Source organism: Allomesorhizobium camelthorni (genome assembly GCF_011045125.1).
GTDB classification, from domain to species: domain Bacteria; phylum Pseudomonadota; class Alphaproteobacteria; order Rhizobiales; family Rhizobiaceae; genus Allomesorhizobium; species Allomesorhizobium camelthorni.
On the sequence record NZ_JAAKZF010000003.1, the window covers coordinates 17,963 to 35,159 of the forward strand.

At 62.3% G+C, this 17,197-nt stretch carries 21 protein-coding genes; 18 read left to right on the plus strand and 3 right to left on the minus strand.

Going from position 1 to position 17,197, the window contains the following annotated elements; genetic code table 11:
- The first annotated feature begins 3 nt into the window (after positions 1-3).
- The 7 genes from fba to gph all read left to right on the plus strand — a co-directional run bounded on the left by fba (position 4) and on the right by gph (position 6,303).
- The gene (fba, locus tag G6N73_RS03920; protein WP_165023682.1) at positions 4-1,083 is read left to right on the plus strand and encodes a class II fructose-bisphosphate aldolase; all 1,080 of its coding nucleotides are present in this window, start codon (positions 4-6) and stop codon (positions 1,081-1,083) included.
- A 33-nt stretch (positions 1,084-1,116) separates the two neighbouring features.
- The gene (locus tag G6N73_RS03925) at positions 1,117-2,574 is read left to right on the plus strand and encodes a form I ribulose bisphosphate carboxylase large subunit (protein ID WP_165023684.1); all 1,458 of its coding nucleotides are present in this window, start codon (positions 1,117-1,119) and stop codon (positions 2,572-2,574) included.
- Between the two features lie 200 nt (positions 2,575-2,774).
- The gene (locus G6N73_RS03930; RefSeq protein WP_165023687.1) at positions 2,775-3,194 is read left to right on the plus strand and encodes a ribulose bisphosphate carboxylase small subunit; all 420 of its coding nucleotides are present in this window, start codon (positions 2,775-2,777) and stop codon (positions 3,192-3,194) included.
- Positions 3,195-3,400: 206 nt separating this feature from the next.
- Entirely contained in the window at positions 3,401-4,339 is a 939-nt protein-coding gene (gene cbbX / locus G6N73_RS03935) for a CbbX protein (RefSeq protein WP_165023690.1), read from the plus strand.
- Position 4,340: 1 nt separating this feature from the next.
- Positions 4,341-5,027: a ribulose-phosphate 3-epimerase gene (gene rpe, locus G6N73_RS03940; protein WP_165023693.1), complete on the plus strand. Its 687-nt coding sequence runs from the start codon at positions 4,341-4,343 to the stop codon at positions 5,025-5,027.
- A gap of 20 nt (positions 5,028-5,047) precedes the next feature.
- The gene (locus tag G6N73_RS03945) at positions 5,048-5,605 is read left to right on the plus strand and encodes a thioredoxin family protein (RefSeq protein ID WP_165023697.1); all 558 of its coding nucleotides are present in this window, start codon (positions 5,048-5,050) and stop codon (positions 5,603-5,605) included.
- On the plus strand, positions 5,602-6,303 hold the full coding sequence (gene gph, locus G6N73_RS03950; protein ID WP_165023705.1) for a phosphoglycolate phosphatase: 702 nt from the start codon (positions 5,602-5,604) through the stop codon (positions 6,301-6,303). The genes G6N73_RS03945 and gph overlap by 4 nt, the downstream gene beginning before the upstream one ends.
- A 73-nt stretch (positions 6,304-6,376) precedes the next feature.
- On the opposite strand, the gene G6N73_RS03955 is transcribed toward gph, so the two are convergent.
- Positions 6,377-6,754 carry a c-type cytochrome gene (locus G6N73_RS03955; protein ID WP_165023708.1) on the minus strand — a complete coding sequence of 126 codons (378 nt, stop codon included), beginning with the start codon at positions 6,752-6,754 and terminating at the stop codon, positions 6,377-6,379.
- 239 nt (positions 6,755-6,993) lie between these two features.
- On the opposite strand from G6N73_RS03955, the gene G6N73_RS03960 reads away from it, so the two are divergent.
- The 6 genes from G6N73_RS03960 to G6N73_RS03985 all read left to right on the plus strand — a co-directional run bounded on the left by G6N73_RS03960 (position 6,994) and on the right by G6N73_RS03985 (position 11,787).
- The gene (locus G6N73_RS03960) at positions 6,994-7,266 is read left to right on the plus strand and encodes a hypothetical protein (protein ID WP_425484043.1); all 273 of its coding nucleotides are present in this window, start codon (positions 6,994-6,996) and stop codon (positions 7,264-7,266) included.
- Between the two features lie 58 nt (positions 7,267-7,324).
- Entirely contained in the window at positions 7,325-8,314 is a 990-nt protein-coding gene (locus tag G6N73_RS03965; RefSeq protein ID WP_165023712.1) for an ABC transporter substrate-binding protein, read from the plus strand.
- Positions 8,311-9,138 (plus strand): ABC transporter permease, encoded by an 828-nt coding sequence (locus G6N73_RS03970; RefSeq protein WP_246251600.1) that lies wholly within the window; start codon positions 8,311-8,313, stop codon positions 9,136-9,138. The genes G6N73_RS03965 and G6N73_RS03970 overlap by 4 nt, the downstream gene beginning before the upstream one ends.
- Complete coding sequence (locus G6N73_RS03975) at positions 9,107-9,847, plus strand: ABC transporter ATP-binding protein (protein WP_165024309.1); 741 nt, start codon at positions 9,107-9,109, stop codon at positions 9,845-9,847. Before G6N73_RS03970 ends, G6N73_RS03975 begins: the two co-directional genes overlap by 32 nt.
- A 13-nt stretch (positions 9,848-9,860) precedes the next feature.
- Positions 9,861-10,826: a quinoprotein relay system zinc metallohydrolase 2 gene (locus G6N73_RS03980; protein WP_165023715.1), complete on the plus strand. Its 966-nt coding sequence runs from the start codon at positions 9,861-9,863 to the stop codon at positions 10,824-10,826.
- Between the two features lie 100 nt (positions 10,827-10,926).
- Positions 10,927-11,787 carry a quinoprotein dehydrogenase-associated SoxYZ-like carrier gene (locus G6N73_RS03985; protein WP_246251601.1) on the plus strand — a complete coding sequence of 287 codons (861 nt, stop codon included), beginning with the start codon at positions 10,927-10,929 and terminating at the stop codon, positions 11,785-11,787.
- Positions 11,788-11,811: 24 nt separating this feature from the next.
- On the opposite strand, the gene G6N73_RS03990 is transcribed toward G6N73_RS03985, so the two are convergent.
- Both G6N73_RS03990 and G6N73_RS03995 read right to left on the minus strand, forming a co-directional pair.
- Positions 11,812-12,165, minus strand: a complete 354-nt coding sequence (locus tag G6N73_RS03990) for a hypothetical protein (protein ID WP_165023720.1) — start codon at positions 12,163-12,165, stop codon at positions 11,812-11,814.
- A gap of 212 nt (positions 12,166-12,377) precedes the next feature.
- On the minus strand, positions 12,378-12,659 hold the full coding sequence (locus tag G6N73_RS03995) for a hypothetical protein (RefSeq protein WP_165023723.1): 282 nt from the start codon (positions 12,657-12,659) through the stop codon (positions 12,378-12,380).
- A gap of 192 nt (positions 12,660-12,851) precedes the next feature.
- On the opposite strand from G6N73_RS03995, the gene G6N73_RS04000 reads away from it, so the two are divergent.
- From G6N73_RS04000 to G6N73_RS04020, 5 genes are all read left to right on the plus strand, one after another.
- Positions 12,852-14,750, plus strand: a complete 1,899-nt coding sequence (locus tag G6N73_RS04000; RefSeq protein WP_165023726.1) for a methanol/ethanol family PQQ-dependent dehydrogenase — start codon at positions 12,852-12,854, stop codon at positions 14,748-14,750.
- Between the two features lie 178 nt (positions 14,751-14,928).
- Positions 14,929-15,447, plus strand: coding sequence for a c-type cytochrome, methanol metabolism-related (locus tag G6N73_RS04005; protein ID WP_165023728.1), 519 nt, complete (start codon positions 14,929-14,931; stop codon positions 15,445-15,447).
- Between the two features lie 2 nt (positions 15,448-15,449).
- Positions 15,450-16,307, plus strand: a complete 858-nt coding sequence (locus G6N73_RS04010) for a substrate-binding domain-containing protein (protein WP_206078651.1) — start codon at positions 15,450-15,452, stop codon at positions 16,305-16,307.
- A gap of 7 nt (positions 16,308-16,314) precedes the next feature.
- On the plus strand, positions 16,315-16,920 hold the full coding sequence (locus G6N73_RS04015; protein WP_165023734.1) for a PQQ-dependent catabolism-associated CXXCW motif protein: 606 nt from the start codon (positions 16,315-16,317) through the stop codon (positions 16,918-16,920).
- A 92-nt stretch (positions 16,921-17,012) separates the two neighbouring features.
- On the plus strand, positions 17,013-17,153 hold the full coding sequence (locus G6N73_RS04020; RefSeq protein WP_165023737.1) for a hypothetical protein: 141 nt from the start codon (positions 17,013-17,015) through the stop codon (positions 17,151-17,153).
- The last annotated feature ends 44 nt before the right edge of the window (positions 17,154-17,197 follow it).

Sequence of the window (17,197 nt, forward strand, 5' to 3'; positions counted from 1 at the left end):
CCAATGGCCCGCATCACCCTTCGCCAGCTTCTCGACCACGCCGCCGAGCATGGCTACGGCGTGCCGGCGTTCAACATCAACAACATGGAACAGGGCCTCGCCATAATGGAAGCGGCCAAGGCCTGCGACGCGCCGGTGATCATCCAGGCGTCGCGCGGCGCGCGCAGCTACGCCAACGACATCATGCTGGCGAAGATGATCGACGCTCTTGCCGAAATCCATCCGCAGATCCCGGTCTGCATGCACCAGGACCACGGCAACAACGAAGCGACCTGCATGACCGCCATCCGCCACGGCTTCACCTCGGTGATGATGGACGGCTCGCTCGAAGCCGACGCCAAGACCCCGGCTAGCTACGACTACAATGTCGCGATCACCGAGCGCGTGGCGCGCATGGCGCATTGGGTCGGCGCTTCGGTGGAAGGCGAACTCGGCGTGCTCGGCTCATTGGAGAGCGGTCACGGCGAGGCCGAGGACGGCCATGGCGCGGAAGGCGCGCTGTCGCACGAGCAACTGCTGACCGATCCCGACCAGGCCGTGGATTTCGTCATGCGCACCAAGGTCGACGCGCTGGCGATCGCCTGCGGCACGTCGCACGGCGCATACAAATTCACCAGGCAGCCCGACGGCGACATACTGGCGATGCACGTCATCGAGGAAATCCACAACAAGCTGCCGAACACGCATCTCGTCATGCACGGCTCCTCCTCGGTGCCGCAGGAATTGCAGGACGTGATCAACAAATTCGGCGGGCGCATGCCGCAGACCTATGGCGTGCCGGTGGAAGAGATCGAGCGCGGCATCCGCCACGGCGTGCGCAAGGTGAACATCGACACCGACTGCCGCATGGCGATGGCCGGCCAGTTCCGCCGCATCGCCATGGAAAACCCGGGCGAATTCGATCCGCGCAAATTCCTGAAACCGGCGATGGACGCCATGCGCGACCTCTGCCGCGACCGGCTCGAGCGCTTCGACGCCGCGGGCAACGCCTCGAAGATCAAGGTCATCGCGATGGACGAGATGGCCAAACGCTACGCCGCGGGAAAGCTCGACCCGCAGATCGCAACCGCGAAAGCCGCCTGAGCGGCGGTCCACCAGCAAACGAAAGGACCAGCCATGGCCAAGTCAGAAACCGTCACCGGCGCGGACCGCTACAGATCCGGCGTCATGGAATACAAGAAGATGGGCTATTGGGAGCCCGACTACGAGCCCAAGGACACCGACGTCATCTCGGTGTTCCGGATCACGCCGCAGGACGGCGTCGACCCGATCGAGGCGGCGGCCGCGGTCGCGGGCGAAAGCTCGACCGCCACCTGGACGGTGGTCTGGACCGACCGCCTGACCGCGACGGAAAAGTACCGCGCCAAGGCCTACCGGGTCGACCCGGTGCCGAATGCGCCCGGCCAATACTTCGCATACATCGCCTACGACCTCGATTTGTTCGAGCCGGGCTCGATCGCCAATCTGTCGGCCTCGATCATCGGCAACGTCTTCGGCTTCAAGCCGCTGAAGGCGCTGAGACTCGAGGACATGCGCTTCCCGGTCGCCTATGTGAAGACGTTCCAGGGGCCGGCGACCGGCATCGTGGTCGAGCGCGAGCGCCTCGACAAGTTCGGCCGGCCGCTGCTCGGCGCAACCGTCAAGCCGAAGCTCGGCCTGTCGGGCCGCAACTACGGGCGTGTCGTCTATGAAGCGCTGAAGGGCGGGCTCGACTTCACCAAGGACGACGAGAACATCAACTCGCAGCCCTTCATGCATTGGCGCGAGCGCTTCCTCTACTGCATGGAAGCGGTCAACAAGGCCCAGGCCGAGACCGGCGAGATCAAGGGAACTTACCTCAACATCACTGCTGCGACGATGGAGGACATGTACGAGCGCGCCGAATTCGCCAAGGACCTCGGCTCCAACATCGTCATGATCGACCTGGTCATCGGTTACACCGCGATCCAGTCGATGGCGAAGTGGGCGCGCAGGAACGACATTATCCTGCATCTCCACCGCGCCGGCCACTCGACCTACACGAGGCAGAAGAGCCACGGCGTGTCGTTCCGCGTCATCGCCAAGTGGATGCGGCTTTCGGGCGTCGACCACATCCACGCCGGCACCGTCGTCGGCAAGCTCGAAGGCGACCCGGCGACGACGAAGGGCTACTACGACATCTGCCGCGAGGATTTTAACCCGATGCGGCTCGAGAACGGCATCTTCTTCGACCAGCATTGGGCCTCGCTCAACAAGCTGATGCCGGTTGCTTCCGGCGGCATTCATGCCGGGCAGATGCATCAGCTTCTCGACCTGCTGGGCGAGGATGTCGTGCTGCAGTTCGGCGGCGGCACGATCGGGCATCCGATGGGCATCGCGGCCGGCGCCACCGCCAACCGCGTCGCGCTGGAATGCATGATCCTCGCCCGCAACGAGGGCCGCGACATCGTCCGCGAAGGGCCCGAGATCCTGCAGAACGCGGCAAAGTCCTGCCTGCCGCTGAAGCAGGCGCTCGAGATCTGGAAGGACGTGACCTTCAACTACGCATCAACCGATTCGCCGGACTTCGTGCCGGTGGCGACCGCGGCGGAGTAGGCCATGACTATCGTCTTGCTGGCCCTCGCGACTACCCTCTCCGTCACCGTGTTTCTGCTGGTGTCGGAGAGAAATGCGACCAACCGGCCTCTAACCCTTGCCCGGCGTCGCGGCCAGGCTCCTTCTCCCCGTCGTTACGGGAAGGAGCCGGCAGGTCGATGAGGACAGCGCAAAACCTGGACAGAAAATGGAGAACCGACATGCGTATCACCCAGGGAGCCTTTTCTTTCCTCCCCGACCTCACCGACGACCAGATCAGGGCGCAGGTGCAGTACTGCATCGACAACAAATGGGCGGTCAGCCTGGAATTCACCGATGACCCGCATCCGCGCAACACCTACTGGGACATGTGGGGCCACCCGATGTTCGATAATCCCGATGCTGCGGCGCTGATGATGGAGCTGAAGGAGTGCCGCAAGGTCTACGGCGACCGCTACATCCGCGTCGTCGCCTTCGACGCCTCGCCTGGATGGGAATCGGTGAAGCTGTCCTTCATCGTCAATCGCCCGGCGGAGGAACCCGGCTACCGGCTGGAGCGGCAGGAGGGCGCGGGCCGCATGGTCCGCTATACGACCAAGCCCTATGCGGCGGACAAACCGGCTGGGACGCGATACGGGTAATTTTGAGATTACCGCGCTGCCCCTCACCCTTACCCTCTCCCCGTGAAAAAACGGGGAGAGGGGTCACCAGCGCAGCAGCCAGTCGCCAGCGCCGAAATTGGCGCGAGACTTTTGCGACAGTGTCTCTTCTCCCCGTCCTCACGGGGAGAAGGTGCCGGCAGGCCAATGAGGGCAGCGCCGGCCTTTGAAATGAAATGGAACAAGCCATGTCAGCCGCAGCCGAAGCCACACCGGAAGCTCTGCCGCCCGAGCTCCCCACCGCCATTGATCTCCGCGAGGAGTTCGAAACGTCGGGCGTCAAGGATGTGCTGGAGGAACTCGACCGCGACCTGATCGGGCTGGCGCCGGTCAAGAAGCGCATCCGCGAGACGGCGGCGCTGCTGCTGGTCGAGCGTGCCCGGCGGCGCATGGGCCTGGCGCATGATACGCCGACGCTGCACATGAGCTTCACCGGCAATCCCGGCACCGGCAAGACCACGGTCGCTCTTCGGATGGCCGACCTGCTGCACCGGCTGGGCTATATCCGCAAAGGCCACCTGGTTTCGGTCACCCGCGACGATCTGGTCGGCCAGTATATCGGCCACACCGCCCCCAAGACCAAGGAGATACTGAAGAAAGCGATGGGCGGCGTGCTGTTCATCGACGAGGCCTATTATCTCTATCGGCCCGAAAACGAGCGTGATTACGGCCAGGAGGCGATCGAGATCCTGCTGCAGGTGATGGAGAACCAGCGCGACGATCTGGTGGTCATCCTGGCGGGTTATTCGCAGCGGATGGACCGGTTCTTCGAGAGCAATCCGGGCTTCCGCTCGCGCATTGCGCATCACATCGACTTCCCGGATTATACCGACGGAGAATTGTTCCGGATCGCTGAAACCATGCTCGGCAACCAGAACTATCATCTCGACAGGCCGGCGGCCGAGGCCCTGACCGCCTATATAACGAAGCGCCGGGAACAGCCGCATTTCGCCAACGCCCGCTCGATCCGCAACGCGCTGGACCGGGCGCGGCTCAGGCAGGCCAACCGCCTGTTCGAGACCGCCAACGGGCCGCTCGATGCGGCGGCATTGTCGACGATCTCGGCAGAGGATATTACCGCGAGCCGGGTGTTCTCGATGAAGCCGCGCGACAAGGATGGAGACTGAAATGACGAAGAAGACCATCATCGCCCCCTCGATCCTGTCGTCGGACTTCTCCAGACTTGGCGACGAGGTCGAAGCGGTCGCGGCTGCCGGCGCCGACTGGATCCATCTCGACGTGATGGACGGGCATTTCGTGCCCAACATCACCTTCGGTCCGCCGATCATCAAGGCGATCCGAAGCCGCACAGACAAGGTGTTCGACTGCCATCTGATGATCGCGCCGGCCGACCCTTATCTTGCTGCCTTCGCCGATGCCGGCTGCGACATCATCACCGTGCATGCCGAGGCAGGGCCGCATCTCGATCGCTCGCTGCAGACGATCAGGAATCTGGGAAAGAAGGCAGGCGTCTCGCTCAACCCTTCGACGCCCGAAAACGTCATCGAATATGTGCTCGACAGGCTCGACCTCGTGCTCCTGATGACGGTCAATCCCGGCTTCGGCGGCCAGGCCTTCATCCCCGCCGTCGTGGAGAAGATCAAGCGGGTCAAGGCGATGATCGGACAGCGTCCGATCGACATCGAGATCGACGGCGGCGTTACGCCCGAAACCGCACCGCTGGTCACCGCGGCGGGCGCCAATGTCCTTGTTGCGGGCTCCGCGGTGTTCAAGGGCGGAACCGAAGCCGCATATCGCGGCAACATCGAATCAATCAGGGACGCCGCCGACGGCGCGACCAGGAAAGCGGCGTAACCTTTCGGCAGGAGGCAACAATGGCGGCAATCCCACCGGTCTGCGATTTCGGCTGGCCAGCAGTCGACGCCACGCTCCGCGGCGTCGACGGAAAAATGCACTCGATCTTCGACCAAGCCGGTCCCAACGGTCTGGTCGTGGCGTTCATCTGCAACCACTGCCCCTATGTAAAAGCCGTCATCGGGCGCATCGTCAGGGATGCCGAGGACCTCAAGGCCGAAGGCATCGGCTTCGTCGCGATCAATTCAAATGACGCGGAAGCCTATCCGGAAGATTCCTTCGCCAATATGAAGCTGTTCGCCGCCGCGCACGGCTTCGGCTTTCCCTACCTCTACGACGAGGACCAGGCCACGGCGCGCGCCTATGGCGCCGCCTGTACGCCGGATTTCTTCGGCTTCAACAACGAACTCACGCTGCAATATCGCGGACGCCTCGACGCCTCGCGCAAGGAGGCCGGCGCATCGGATCTCCGCCGCGATCTTTTCGAAGCGATGAAACAGGTCGCCCGGACCGGCAACGGGCCGAAAGACCAGATCGCCTCCGTCGGATGCTCGATCAAATGGAAGGAATCCGCATGAGCGGCAGCGATGAAACGTCGTTTCGATTGCCCAAGGCCATCCTGTTCGATCTCGACGGAACGCTGATCGACTCTGCGCCGGACATTACCTGCGCCGTCAACGAATTGCTGGACGGCAGAGGCTTGCCGCCACTGACGCTTCCGCAGGTGAAGTCGATGATCGGCAATGGCGTCGAAAAACTGGTCGAGCGGGCCTTTGCCGCTTCGGATCGGCCGCTGTCGAAAGCCGGGCTCGAGGAAGCCAATCGCGAAATGGCGCCGATCTATCGCCGCCATATCACCCGTTGGACACGCCCGATGCCGGGGGCGGCCGAAACGCTGGCGCGATTGCATGTGGCCGGCATCCGGCTTGGCGTCGCGACCAACAAGCCGCAAGCCGCCACGCGCGAAATCCTGCTGCATTTCGGCATGCTCGAACGCCTTGGAGCGATTGTCGGCGGCGACGCCGTCACGCGCAAGAAACCGGCCCCCGAAGCCCTGCTGCTGGCTCTGGAACGCCTGGAGACCACGCCTCAGGACGCCTTGATGGTTGGCGACAGCGTTACCGACGTGGAAGCCGCGCGGGCGGCAGGCGTGCCGGTTATCCTCATCCGCGGCGGCTATTCGCAAGTTCCGGTCGACGAGCTTGGAGCGGACCTGGTCTGCGGCAGCCTGCTCGACCTGCCGGCGGCGCTCAACGGATTGCGCACCGCCGCCTGAAATTTCAGGTCAGATCACAAAACAGCGTCCGGGCCGGCCACCATGACGGGCCGGACCGGACGCAGTGTTGCTGTCAGGGGAATTGCTTGAGATAGGCGATGACGTTGGCGAGGTCCTCGTCTTTCTTGAGGCCGGCGAACGCCATCTTCGTGCCTTTGACCATTGCCTTCGGGGCCTTGAGGTATTCGGTCAGTTTCGCATCGTCCCAGACCAGGCCGCCCTTGCCCGCCTCGACCATGGCCGGGGAATATTTGAAGCCTGCATGCGTGCCGGCGGTCCGGCCGATCACCCCCTTCAGCGTCGGTCCGATCTTGTTCTTGTCCTCGTCGGCGACATGGCAGGCCTTGCATTTGGCGAACACCTTTTCGCCGGCCGCGGCATCCTGAGCCAGGGAATGGCCCGCGGACAGGGTCACGATTGAGATTGCGGTAAAAAACGCGGCAACGCGCATTGGCATTTCCTCATTGCTCGTCAGGGTGCCCTAGACGACGGCGTGCCGGAACCCTCTCCCCGGCATGCGCGCCGACGAAGCTAGACGGAGGGTTGAGGAAATCAACCGTATTTATTGCCACAGCCGGCCGCGGGGACCCTGTCCATTCGTCTTTGTTGACGGCTCTGGGGCGAGCGCGTAGCTTCCCGCAATTCCGGCTTCCCATCGGGCACCTTGAGGAAATCCGGCTTAACAGAGTCTTGTCCAGACGATGCCCGGCCGAAACGGCCGAGGCGGGCGACCAGGACGGCAAAGGTGCTGCAATGGAAGTGGTCGACCTCATATTGACGGTTTGTATGGCCGCCAATCCGGCTGATTGCCGGGAGGAACATCTCTATTTCGAGAGCCGCGGCTCCCTCCTCCAATGCATGCTTCTTGCGCCCGCCGAGATCGCGAAATGGTCGTCGGAACACCCGACCCTGAAGGTGGTGCGCTGGCGATGCGCTTTTCCCGACAAGGAGCGATCAATCTGATGCCGCTTGCCTTTATCGGCCGGGTCCCGTCCGTATGCGATCGTTGGGAGGGGATGCCATGGTGATTTCGAGACGTGGAGCGCTTCGCCTCGCAGCGCTGGGAACGGTCGCGATGCTCTCGGCGGCCGGCGTGGCTCGCGCTGCAACCAAAGTCCGCATAGGCGTACTGAAATTCGGCACGGTGAGTTGGGAGCTCGACACGCTGAAACATCACAAATTCGACGCCGCCAACGGGATTGACCTCGAAATCGTGCACTTCGCCGGCGAGGACGCCACCAATGTCGCCATGCTGGCCGGCGAGATCGACATCATCGTCTCCGACTGGCTGTGGGTCTCGCGGCAGCGCTCGGACGGCGCCGACCTGACGCTGACCCCCTATTCCACCGCAGTCGGTGCGATCATGGTCAGGCAGGAATCGCCGGTCCGGACGATTGCCGACCTGAAGCAGAAGAAGATCGGCGTCGCCGGAGGTCCGCTCGACAAGAGCTGGCTGCTCATCCAGGCGCTCGCCAGCCGCGACCATGGCTTCGACCTGGCTGCCAACAACAACATCGTCTACGGCGCGCCGCCGCTGCTTTCAGAAAAGGCCCTGCAGGGCGAACTCGATGCGGTGCTGAACTTCTGGCATTTTTGCGCCCGGCTCGAAGCCAACGGCTTTCGTCGCCTGGTCGGCGCCGGCGATGCGGCCAGGGCGCTCGGAGCTTCGGGCGCGGTGTCGGCGCTGGGCTATGTCTTCCACGAGAAATGGGCGGATGAAAATCCGGATGCCGCAAAAGGCTTTGTCAAAGCCTCCACCGAGGCCAAGAACTTGCTGGCAAGGTCGGACGCCGAATGGCTGCGCCTCGCTCCCATCGTGCGCGCCGAGGGCGTGGAACTGGAAAAGCTGCGCGACGGCTACCGCGAGGGCATTTCCGCGCGACCGGTGGCCGAGGAAGAGGCCGACGCCGGCAAGCTCTACCGCGTGCTCGCGGAAATCGGAGGCGAGAAACTGGTCGGCCGGGCTCCGGAAATGGCTCCCGGCACGTTCTGGGCGGGACCGTCGAGATGACGTCGCCGAGCCAGGACGGCCGGATCACTACGGCGGGCACGGCGCTGCCCCTCCGCTCGGGCCGCCGCGCGATCGCGGTGCCGGCGCTCACGACCGCGGCCTCCCTGCTTGGCCTGCTTCTCCTGTGGAGCTTCGCGGCCGGGGCTTGGCCGAGCCGCGCCTTTCCGCCGCCGGACCAGGTCTGGCGGGTACTCTTGAACGACACCGCGACCGGCGAACTGCCTTATCATCTCGGCGTGACCCTCGGCCGGGTCGCGGCGGCGTTCATTGTTGCGATGGTCGTCGGTTCGGTCATCGGCGTTCTCCTCGGCATCCATCGCCGCGCGGATCAGTTCTTCAATCCCTGGGTCGTCCTGTTCCTCAACATTCCCGCGCTAGTCATCATCGTGCTCGCCTATGTCTGGTTCGGCCTGAACGAGGCGGCGGCGATCGGCGCGGTGGCGGTGAACAAGATCCCGAACGTCGTCGTGACCATGCGCGAAGGCGCAAGGGCGCTCGATCCGCGCTATGCGGAGATGGCCGCCGTCTATCGCTTCGGTCCCCTTGACCGGCTGCGGCACATCCTGCTGCCTCAGCTTCAGCCTTATCTCGCCGCCGCTTCGCGCTCCGGCATCGCCCTCATCTGGAAGATCGTACTGGTCGTCGAGCTGCTCGGCCGCTCGAACGGTGTCGGCTTCCAGATCTACCTTCATTTCCAGCTCTTCGACGTCGCCGCCATCCTCGCCTACACGCTGGCATTCGTGGCCGTCATGCTCCTCATCGAACTCCTTCTGGTGCAGCCCGTTGAACGACATGCAACCCGTTGGCGTCGCCGCCCCGCTTAGGGTCGACATCGCCGAAAAGACCTTCAGGTCCGCGGAGGGCGTCCCGGTAACGGCGCTGCACGACCTTTCCTTCGAGGTCAGGCAAGGCGAGTTCGCCAGCCTGCTCGGGCCGTCGGGCTGCGGCAAGACCACGACGCTGCGCATCCTGCTCGGCCTCGACACGGAATTTTCCGGTTCCTTCCAGTTGCCGCAGGGCGGTTCGAACCGCATCGGCGCGGTGTTCCAGGAGCCGACCCTGCTACCATGGCGGACGGTCGAGCAGAACGTCCGGCTTGCCCTGCCCAAGGCTATGAGAAACGCCGATCTCGACCGGCTGTTCGACAGTCTCGGCCTTGCTGGCATGCGCTCGCTGTTTCCTTCGGAACTGTCGCTCGGACTGGCGCGCAGGGCGGCGCTCGCCAGGGCTTTCGCCACCGAGCCGGCGGTCCTGTTTCTCGATGAGCCATTCGTCTCGCTCGACGAGCCAACCGCCGAGCGGCTCCGGCACCTGCTGCTCAGCGTCTGGTCGGCGCGGCCGACGACCGCTCTGATGGTGACGCATAATCTGCGCGAGGCGCTGATGCTCTCGGACCGAATCGTGGTGTTGTCGCCCCGGCCGGCGCATGTGACCGGCTATTTCGACGTCCGGCTGCCGCGGCACAATCGCAGTCCGCAGGTGATGAGTGACCTGCTGCGCTCGTTCCATCAGAAATTTCCCGGCGCGGTGTGAGGCGGAGCGAACCATGCGGACCGATCTTTTCCGTCGCAGGCTTGTCACCGGGTTCGCCTGCATCGGCGCCGGAGCGGCCATGCCGTGCTGTCTTCCGCATCAAGCTCTGGCCGCCAACCATCAGAATTTCGCGTTGAGCGAAATCGCCGACGGCGTCTTCGCCTTCCGGGGCAAGAACGAGTTGATGACCCCCGGAAACGAAGGCGCGATCTGCAATCTCGGGCTGGTGGTCGGCGACGAGGCTGCCGCGGTGATCGACAGCGGCGGCAGTCTCGTCCAGGCGCGGGCCTTCATCGCTGCGATCAGTGAGGTGACCCCAAAACCGGTCCGCTTCCTGATCAACACCCACATGCATCCCGATCACATCTTCGGCAATGCGGCGTTCCGCGACATCGGGGCGACGGTGATTGGCCATAAGAACCTGCCTCGCGCGCTCGAAGCCCGCGGCGCATTCTATCTGCGGAACTACCGCAGCCAGCTAGGCGAGGCGCTGATGGAAGGCATCGAGATCGTGCCGCCGGCGCAGCTCGTAGCCGACCGCGCCGAATTCGATCTGGGCGGACGCGTGCTCCACCTGCGGGCGTGGAAGGCGGCCCATACCGACAACGACCTGACCGTCTACGATGCCGCGACCGGTACGCTGTTTACCGGCGACCTTGTGTTCATGGAGCATCTGCCGACGCTGGATGGCTCGCTGCTCGGCTGGATCCGCCAGATGGATGCCCTAGCGGCGATCGACGCTCAGCGTGTTGTGCCGGGCCACGGGCCCATAGCGGCTGACTGGCCGGAGGCGCTGGAAGCGCAGCGACGCTATTTCGAGGTACTTGCCGGCGACATCCGGCAGGCAATCACGGAGGGCCGACCGCTCGCCGAAACCGTCAAGACCGCCGGCCGCAGCGAAGCGTCCAATTGGGCGCTGTTCGACGAATATAACGAGCGCAACGCGACCGCCGCCTATGCCGAGCTGGAATGGGAATAGCCGCGTTCGCGCTGCTGCGGGCGGTTTGCCAAGGCATCGGCGAAGGATTATCATGCCGGCCTGCCTGGGCACCACCTTTCGAACCGGTGGAGGCACCGAAATGCAAGTCAGCGCGTCCTGGAACCGGCGGCTCGCCATAGTCGCCGCGGCCTATCTTGTCGTCATGGCCGGTTCGCTCGCGGACCTCTCTGGGCCGGCGGCGGCGCAGCAGTCCCCCACCTCCTCTGAACGGATCTGGACGAGCCTGAAGGGCGATGTGTTCGGCGACCGGCCGATCCTTGCCGATACCGGCCTCGTTCGCATTGAGGCGCCGAAACGCGCGCAGGACGCGGCGGTGGTGCCGGTCGACGTCTATATCGATCCCGCCAAGGCGCCTGACGGCGTCAAGTCGGTGACCATGATCATCGACGTGAACCCGTCGCCGGTGGCGGCGACTTTCCAGATCGGCAAGGAGGCCGGTGTCACGCATCTGTCGACCCGCGTCCGCGTCGACGACTACTCCTATCTGCGGGCTATAGCCGAAACCCAAGGCGGCGAACTCCACATGTCGCAGACCTTCGTCAAGGCTTCGGGCGGGTGCTCGGCGCCGGCGGTCAAGAACACCGACGAGGCGCTGGCCTCGATGGGGCGGATGAAGCTGCGCCAGTTTGCGCCGGCGGCGGGCGAGACCGCTGGCAACGCGCCGGAATTGCAGCTGATGATCCGGCATCCCAACAATTCAGGCCTGCAGCGCGATCCGCTGACCCAATATTTCATTCCGGCGCATTTCATCCAGAATTTCTCGATCTCTCAAGGCGACCGGCTGATCCTGGCCATGGAAGGCGGAATATCGATTTCGGAAGATCCCAATTTCCGATTCGATTTTGCGCCGGGCGCCGGCAGCGAGATCAGGGTCGAAGCGACAGACACGGAGGGCAAGGTCTTCAGAGACCAGTGGCCGCTCGAGGCGGCCGGGCTCTGACGATCCGCCGCCGGTCGCTCTGGTCTAGAAGCAGCGGATATCCGCTTCCGCCTGCGCACGCTTCAGCTCGGAGCCGGCGGTCTTCGCCGGCGCGCTTTCGCGGAACAGTCCGCTCGCCTCGCCGGTCGTCTGCGCCATCTGCTTGAACGTCTCTGCCGCCTCGTAGCGCTCGTAGGGGATAATCGAGGCGATAACGTCGATCGAGCACGAGCAGCGCTCCAGCGCCTGGCGCGTCTGGCCGTTCGATTTCATGCAGCCCAAAACATAGTCGGCAAGCGCCGTCGTGGGGTAATCCCCCGCCGCTATCGAGGGACCGGCGCAAGTCAGCATCGAAGCCAAACAGAGCGGAAAAGTGAAAAACCGGGTCCGCTTTTTCATGCCGCGAATCCTCCATGGTTGGAGCCCGCACTCGCGCGGGATCAAATTAGTAACAGTTGGCGACGTTCAGGAAAGTCAGTCAAGCCATCATGTAGGACTAAAGGCGAATCCTGGGTGGCCGAAAATGTCGTCTCGGAACGATTTTGCAACGCACGCGCCGGCTTCGATCCGCCCCGTCGCGCCCGCTCGGCTAAAGTGAGTCCATGTCGCTTTTAAATAAGATGCTTCCGGAAAATCGCCTCATTTTTTTTAGTAAATATCTGCTTAGTATGCGCAGATATCATTTGGGAGCCGCTCTCCTTAACTCTACCTGAAAAGTTAAAATTAATGAAACAACGTAAAGTATAAGCTACAAGCGATACCAGAAACTTGTGTACAATCCCGGCATGACGCAGCGCAGCATAAGTCATATTGCGGTGCAAAAACATTTCCTCAGGTTTTTCGCTTGCCTGCCGCTTTGTTATGACATAGCCTTTCCCTGTTTCCGGCTTCAAGGGCGTCACCGTCATAGGGAGCGGCGACCGTCTTTCGTAGGCCAAGTGAGGTGGGCAGTAAAGGTGCCCTCTGCTCATCTGGCTTAGGTCGTGACACGCTGCCGGAAATACTTCCCACCACATGAATCGCTTGGGCAAGCCCTTGTGGGCTCAACGGTCGATTCCTGATTGTGACCCTCGGGAGGATATCAAATGCGTGTATTCAGGAAAGCAATCTGTATACCATTTGCTGCGACGTTACTGTGCGCCTCGGCAATTGGAGTTTCGGCCAATGAAGAGTTGATGAATCTATCGGCGGATGCCAAGAACTGGGCGATGCCGACGGGTGACTATGCCAACACCCGGTATTCGAAACTGAACCAGATCAACAAGGACAATGTGAAGGACCTGCAGGTCAAGTGGACGATGTCCACCGGCGTGCTGCGCGGCCACGAAGGCGGCCCTCTGGTGATAGGCGACGTGATGTATATTCACACGCCGTTCCCGAATATAGTCTACGCTCTCGACCTCAAGAATGACGGCAAGATCCTGTGGAAATACGAACCCAAGCAGGATCCAAGCGTCATTGCGATCATGTGCTGCGATACTGTCAATCGCGGCGTGGCCTATGGCGACGGCAAGATCATCCTTGCCCAGGCCGACACGACTGTCACGGCTCTTGACGCCAAGACAGGCGAGGTCGCCTGGCAGGCCAAGAATGGCCAAGCCACCGACGGCAGCATCGCAGAGTCCAGCACATCCGCACCCATGGTCGTCAAGGACAAGGTGATCATCGGCATCTCTGGCGCCGAGTATGGTGTGCGCGGTCACATCTCGGCCTACAATCTGAGTGACGGGACGCTTGCCTGGCGAGCCTATTCGACGGGACCCGATTCAGAAACCCTGATCGATCCCGAGAAGACAACCCATCTCGGGAAACCAGTCGGCCCGGATTCGGGCACGAACACCTGGGAAGGTGAACAGTGGAAGACCGGTGGCGGCACGACTTGGGGCTGGTATGCCTACGATCCCGAGTTGAACCTGATCTACTACGGCACCGGCAATCCATCGACCTGGAACCCGGTGCAGAGGCCGGGCGACAATCGCTGGTCGATGACCATCATGGCTCGCGATGCGGATACCGGCATGGCCAAGTGGCTCTACCAGATGACCCCGCATGACGAGTGGGATTATGACGGCGTCAACGAGATGATCCTCGTCGACGACATGGACATCGACGGCCAGCAGCGCGATGTGCTGGTTCACTTCGACCGCAACGGCTTTGCCTACACCATGGACCGTGCGAACGGCGAGCTTCTCGTCGCCAAGAAATACGATCCGACGGTGAACTGGGCTACGGAAGTCGTGATGGATCCGGCGAGCGACCAGTATGGCCGTCCGCAGGTTGTTGCCGAGTACTCTACGCAACAGAACGGCGAGGACACCAACACCACAGGCGTCTGCCCGGCCGCGCTCGGAACGAAAGACCAGCAGCCGGCGACCTATTCGCCGAAGACCGGTCTTTTCTACGTGCCGACAAACCATGTCTGCATGGACTATGAGCCTTACAAGGTCAGCTACACCGCCGGACAAGCCTATGTGGGCGCAACGGTGGCCATGTACCCGACTCCGAACAGCCATGGCGGCATGGGCAACTTCATAGCCTGGGACGCCGCCAAGGGTGAGATCGTCTGGTCCAAGCCCGAGCAGTTCTCGGTGTGGTCCGGCGCGCTTGCCACAGAAGGCGATGTCGTCTTCTACGGCACGCTGGAAGGCTACATCAAGGCGGTCGATAACGAAGGCAACGAACTCTACAAGTTCAAGACGCCGTCCGGCATCATCGGCAACATCAACACCTTCGAACATGACGGCAAGCAGTACATCGCAGTCCTGTCCGGTGTGGGCGGTTGGGCTGGCATCGGCCTCGCAGGTGGTCTTCTGGGAGCCGAAGGCGCCGCAGCCTGGCAGCAGGCGGTGGCGGGCGAGAACGCTCCGACCGAGGAAGAAAAGTCGATCTCGACGGCTGGTCTTGGCGCCGTCGGCGGCTATGCAGCACTTGCCGACTACACGACGCTGGGCGGTCAGCTCACCGTCTTCGGCCTCCCGGATTGATATTCGGGAATATGGCGCGGCCCAGGCCATGCAATAGGCCTGTGACCTGAGAAACGAGAGCCCGGATCCCCGGTGATGCCGCCGGGCTCTCGATTTCGCCACGCAACCACAACACACCTGTCAACGCCGCATAGCGACAGCAAAGCTGTGTCCGTGGCGAAATATGGAAGAGGTTTGAATGTCCGTTCGTAAAGTAGTTTCGGTTCTTGCTCTGCTTCTGCCGCTGGCAGGTTTTGCACAGGCGGCAGACGATAAGCAGAAGGCCGCGGCAGCCACGGATGAAAACGGCAAATATTATGATGCCGAAGGAAATCCCACGTTCAAGATCGAAGAAGACGGCACGGTCGACTGGTACACGTTCAGCGGCTATCGGCGCTATCATTCCGACTGCCATGTCTGCCACGGGCCATATGGCGTCGGCTCCAGCTACGCCCCTGCCCTGTCCGAGACGATGAAGAACATCGACTACGGAACCTTCCTGTCGATCGTAGCCGAGGGGCGCAAAAATCTCGGCGCGGGCAAAGAAAACGTCATGCCGGCGTTCGGCGACAACAAGAACGTCTATTGCTACATGGACGACCTCTACGTCTACCTGCGCGCACGCGCCGTCGGCGCGGCGCCTCGTGGCCGCCCGCCAAAGAAGGCGGAAAAGCCGCAGGCTGCCAAGGACGAAGAAGCGTCCTGCATGGGAGGATGACCATGAGCCGCCGCCGTAAGCTGCGCCTGTTCCTGTTTGCTGCCGCGGCTGCTGCTCTTGCCCCCGTTACGGCGCTGGCCCAAGGCGCCGGTCTGGGGGCGGCAGGCGAACTGGTGGATCCCGAAGTGCTGCGCGTCTGCGCCGATCCCTCGAACATGCCCTTCACAGACGAAAGCGGCGAGGGTTTCGAGAACAAACTGGCCGAGCTAGTTGCCGAGAAGACCGGCCGGAAATCCGTCGCATACACCTGGTTTCCAATGGTTATGGGCTTCGTCCGTAACACGCTGAGGGCCAATCGCTGCGATATTATCATGGGCTACGCCCAAGGCGACGAACTGGTTCAGAACACCAACGCCTATTATCGTTCGACGTATGCGTTGGTCTTTAAGAAGGACAGCGGTCTCGCCGGCGTCGAAACCATTGAGGATCCAAAACTGGCCGGCAAGAAAATCGGCGTTGTCGCGGGAACGCCCCCCACCGCAAACATGGCGGCGATCAAGCTCATGCGTACGGCCAAGATCTATCCGCTTATGGTGGACACGCGCCTGATGCCGTCAGTGGCCGAAATCATGATCAAGGATATGCTTGCAGGCGCGATCGATGCCGCAATCGTATGGGGCCCCATGGCGGGTTACTACGCCAAAAATTCACGAACCGATCTCGTTCTCGTTCCTTTGGTCAAGGAAAAGTCCGGCTCGCGTATGATTTACCGCATCACCATGGGCGTGCGCCCGTCGGACCAGGAGTGGAAGCGGACGCTCAACAAGGTCATCAGGGAAAACCAGGCGGCGATCAATCAGATCCTGCTGGATTACAATGTGCCTCTGCTTGACGAGCACGACCAGCCGATCACGCAGTAGAGGCGTTATGCAGGCCCGCCGAGCCGAAGTTGCAGCGGGCGATGAAGAGAAGGAGATGAAGCCATCGTCGATATATTTGCTGCTCGCAGCGGGCGTTCTGGGCTTGGCAGGACCGGCTCTCGCAGGCGGCGTCGAGGAGCCTGCCGGCTACCGGATGGACGAATACCGGGCGCCGGTGCCGGATACGCTGCAGGGAGCGAAGGTGGTGTCGACGAGCGAAGCCGAGGCGCTGTGGCGGGAGAAGAAAGCGGTTTTCTTCGATGTGATGCCGCAGGCGCCGAAGCCGGCCAACCTGCCGGCGGGAACGATATGGAAGGAGAAGGTCAGAAAGGACATCCCAGGCAGCGTGTGGCTGGCCAATGTGGGCTACGGCGCGATTTCGGCCGAAACCGCCGAATATTTTCGCCAGGGCCTCGCAGCCAACACCGGTTCGGACAAGTCGCGGACGATCCTGTTTTACTGCATGACCGACTGCTGGATGTCCTGGAATGCCGCCAAACGGGCGCTCGAATGGGGATACGGTTCGGTTGTCTGGTACCCGCTCGGATCGGAGGGCTGGGAAAGCGCCAATCTGCCGCTGGAGGAAAATACGCCTTATGTTGTGAACGATTGAAGGACGACCGCATTGAGTGAGACCGAGTGCAATTTCTTCGTTGTTTTTGAATTTTCAGGACCAATCTTTTCATTAGTCCATTTTGAGACGTAATGGACGAGCCGCTGCATAACGGTGCCCAGCAGCGGTTGGATATCGACAGGATCGGTCCATTCGGGCCGGTGGAAAAGGAGGAACGGAATGAAGAAGATCTGGACAAAGCCGACCATGTGCCAGGTTGCTGCTGGCTTTGAAATCTCGCGGTACCTGCCTGCTGAAATTACTCCCAAGAAGTAGG

Bases quoted from the DNA above. Each gene is read 5' to 3' on its own strand.
- G6N73_RS03990 (WP_165023720.1), bottom strand. From the start codon at position 12,165: ATGAAAAAGCGGACCCGGTTTTTCACTTTTCCGCTCTGTTTGGCTTCG.
- G6N73_RS03930 (WP_165023687.1), top strand. From the start codon at position 2,775: ATGCGTATCACCCAGGGAGCCTTTTCTTTCCTCCCCGACCTCACCGAC.
- G6N73_RS03975 (WP_165024309.1), top strand. From the start codon at position 9,107: ATGCAACCCGTTGGCGTCGCCGCCCCGCTTAGGGTCGACATCGCCGAA.
- G6N73_RS04020 (WP_165023737.1), top strand. From the start codon at position 17,013: ATGGACGAGCCGCTGCATAACGGTGCCCAGCAGCGGTTGGATATCGAC.
- G6N73_RS03970 (WP_246251600.1), top strand. From the start codon at position 8,311: ATGACGTCGCCGAGCCAGGACGGCCGGATCACTACGGCGGGCACGGCG.
- G6N73_RS04010 (WP_206078651.1), top strand. From the start codon at position 15,450: ATGAGCCGCCGCCGTAAGCTGCGCCTGTTCCTGTTTGCTGCCGCGGCT.
- G6N73_RS03925 (WP_165023684.1), top strand. From the start codon at position 1,117: ATGGCCAAGTCAGAAACCGTCACCGGCGCGGACCGCTACAGATCCGGC.
- G6N73_RS04015 (WP_165023734.1), top strand. From the start codon at position 16,315: ATGCAGGCCCGCCGAGCCGAAGTTGCAGCGGGCGATGAAGAGAAGGAG.
- G6N73_RS03945 (WP_165023697.1), top strand. From the start codon at position 5,048: ATGGCGGCAATCCCACCGGTCTGCGATTTCGGCTGGCCAGCAGTCGAC.
- G6N73_RS03985 (WP_246251601.1), top strand. From the start codon at position 10,927: ATGCAAGTCAGCGCGTCCTGGAACCGGCGGCTCGCCATAGTCGCCGCG.
- cbbX (WP_165023690.1), top strand. From the start codon at position 3,401: ATGTCAGCCGCAGCCGAAGCCACACCGGAAGCTCTGCCGCCCGAGCTC.
- G6N73_RS04000 (WP_165023726.1), top strand. From the start codon at position 12,852: ATGCGTGTATTCAGGAAAGCAATCTGTATACCATTTGCTGCGACGTTA.
- fba (WP_165023682.1), top strand. From the start codon at position 4: ATGGCCCGCATCACCCTTCGCCAGCTTCTCGACCACGCCGCCGAGCAT.
- rpe (WP_165023693.1), top strand. From the start codon at position 4,341: ATGACGAAGAAGACCATCATCGCCCCCTCGATCCTGTCGTCGGACTTC.
- G6N73_RS03965 (WP_165023712.1), top strand. From the start codon at position 7,325: ATGGTGATTTCGAGACGTGGAGCGCTTCGCCTCGCAGCGCTGGGAACG.
- gph (WP_165023705.1), top strand. From the start codon at position 5,602: ATGAGCGGCAGCGATGAAACGTCGTTTCGATTGCCCAAGGCCATCCTG.
- G6N73_RS03955 (WP_165023708.1), bottom strand. From the start codon at position 6,754: ATGCGCGTTGCCGCGTTTTTTACCGCAATCTCAATCGTGACCCTGTCC.
- G6N73_RS03980 (WP_165023715.1), top strand. From the start codon at position 9,861: ATGCGGACCGATCTTTTCCGTCGCAGGCTTGTCACCGGGTTCGCCTGC.
- G6N73_RS04005 (WP_165023728.1), top strand. From the start codon at position 14,929: ATGTCCGTTCGTAAAGTAGTTTCGGTTCTTGCTCTGCTTCTGCCGCTG.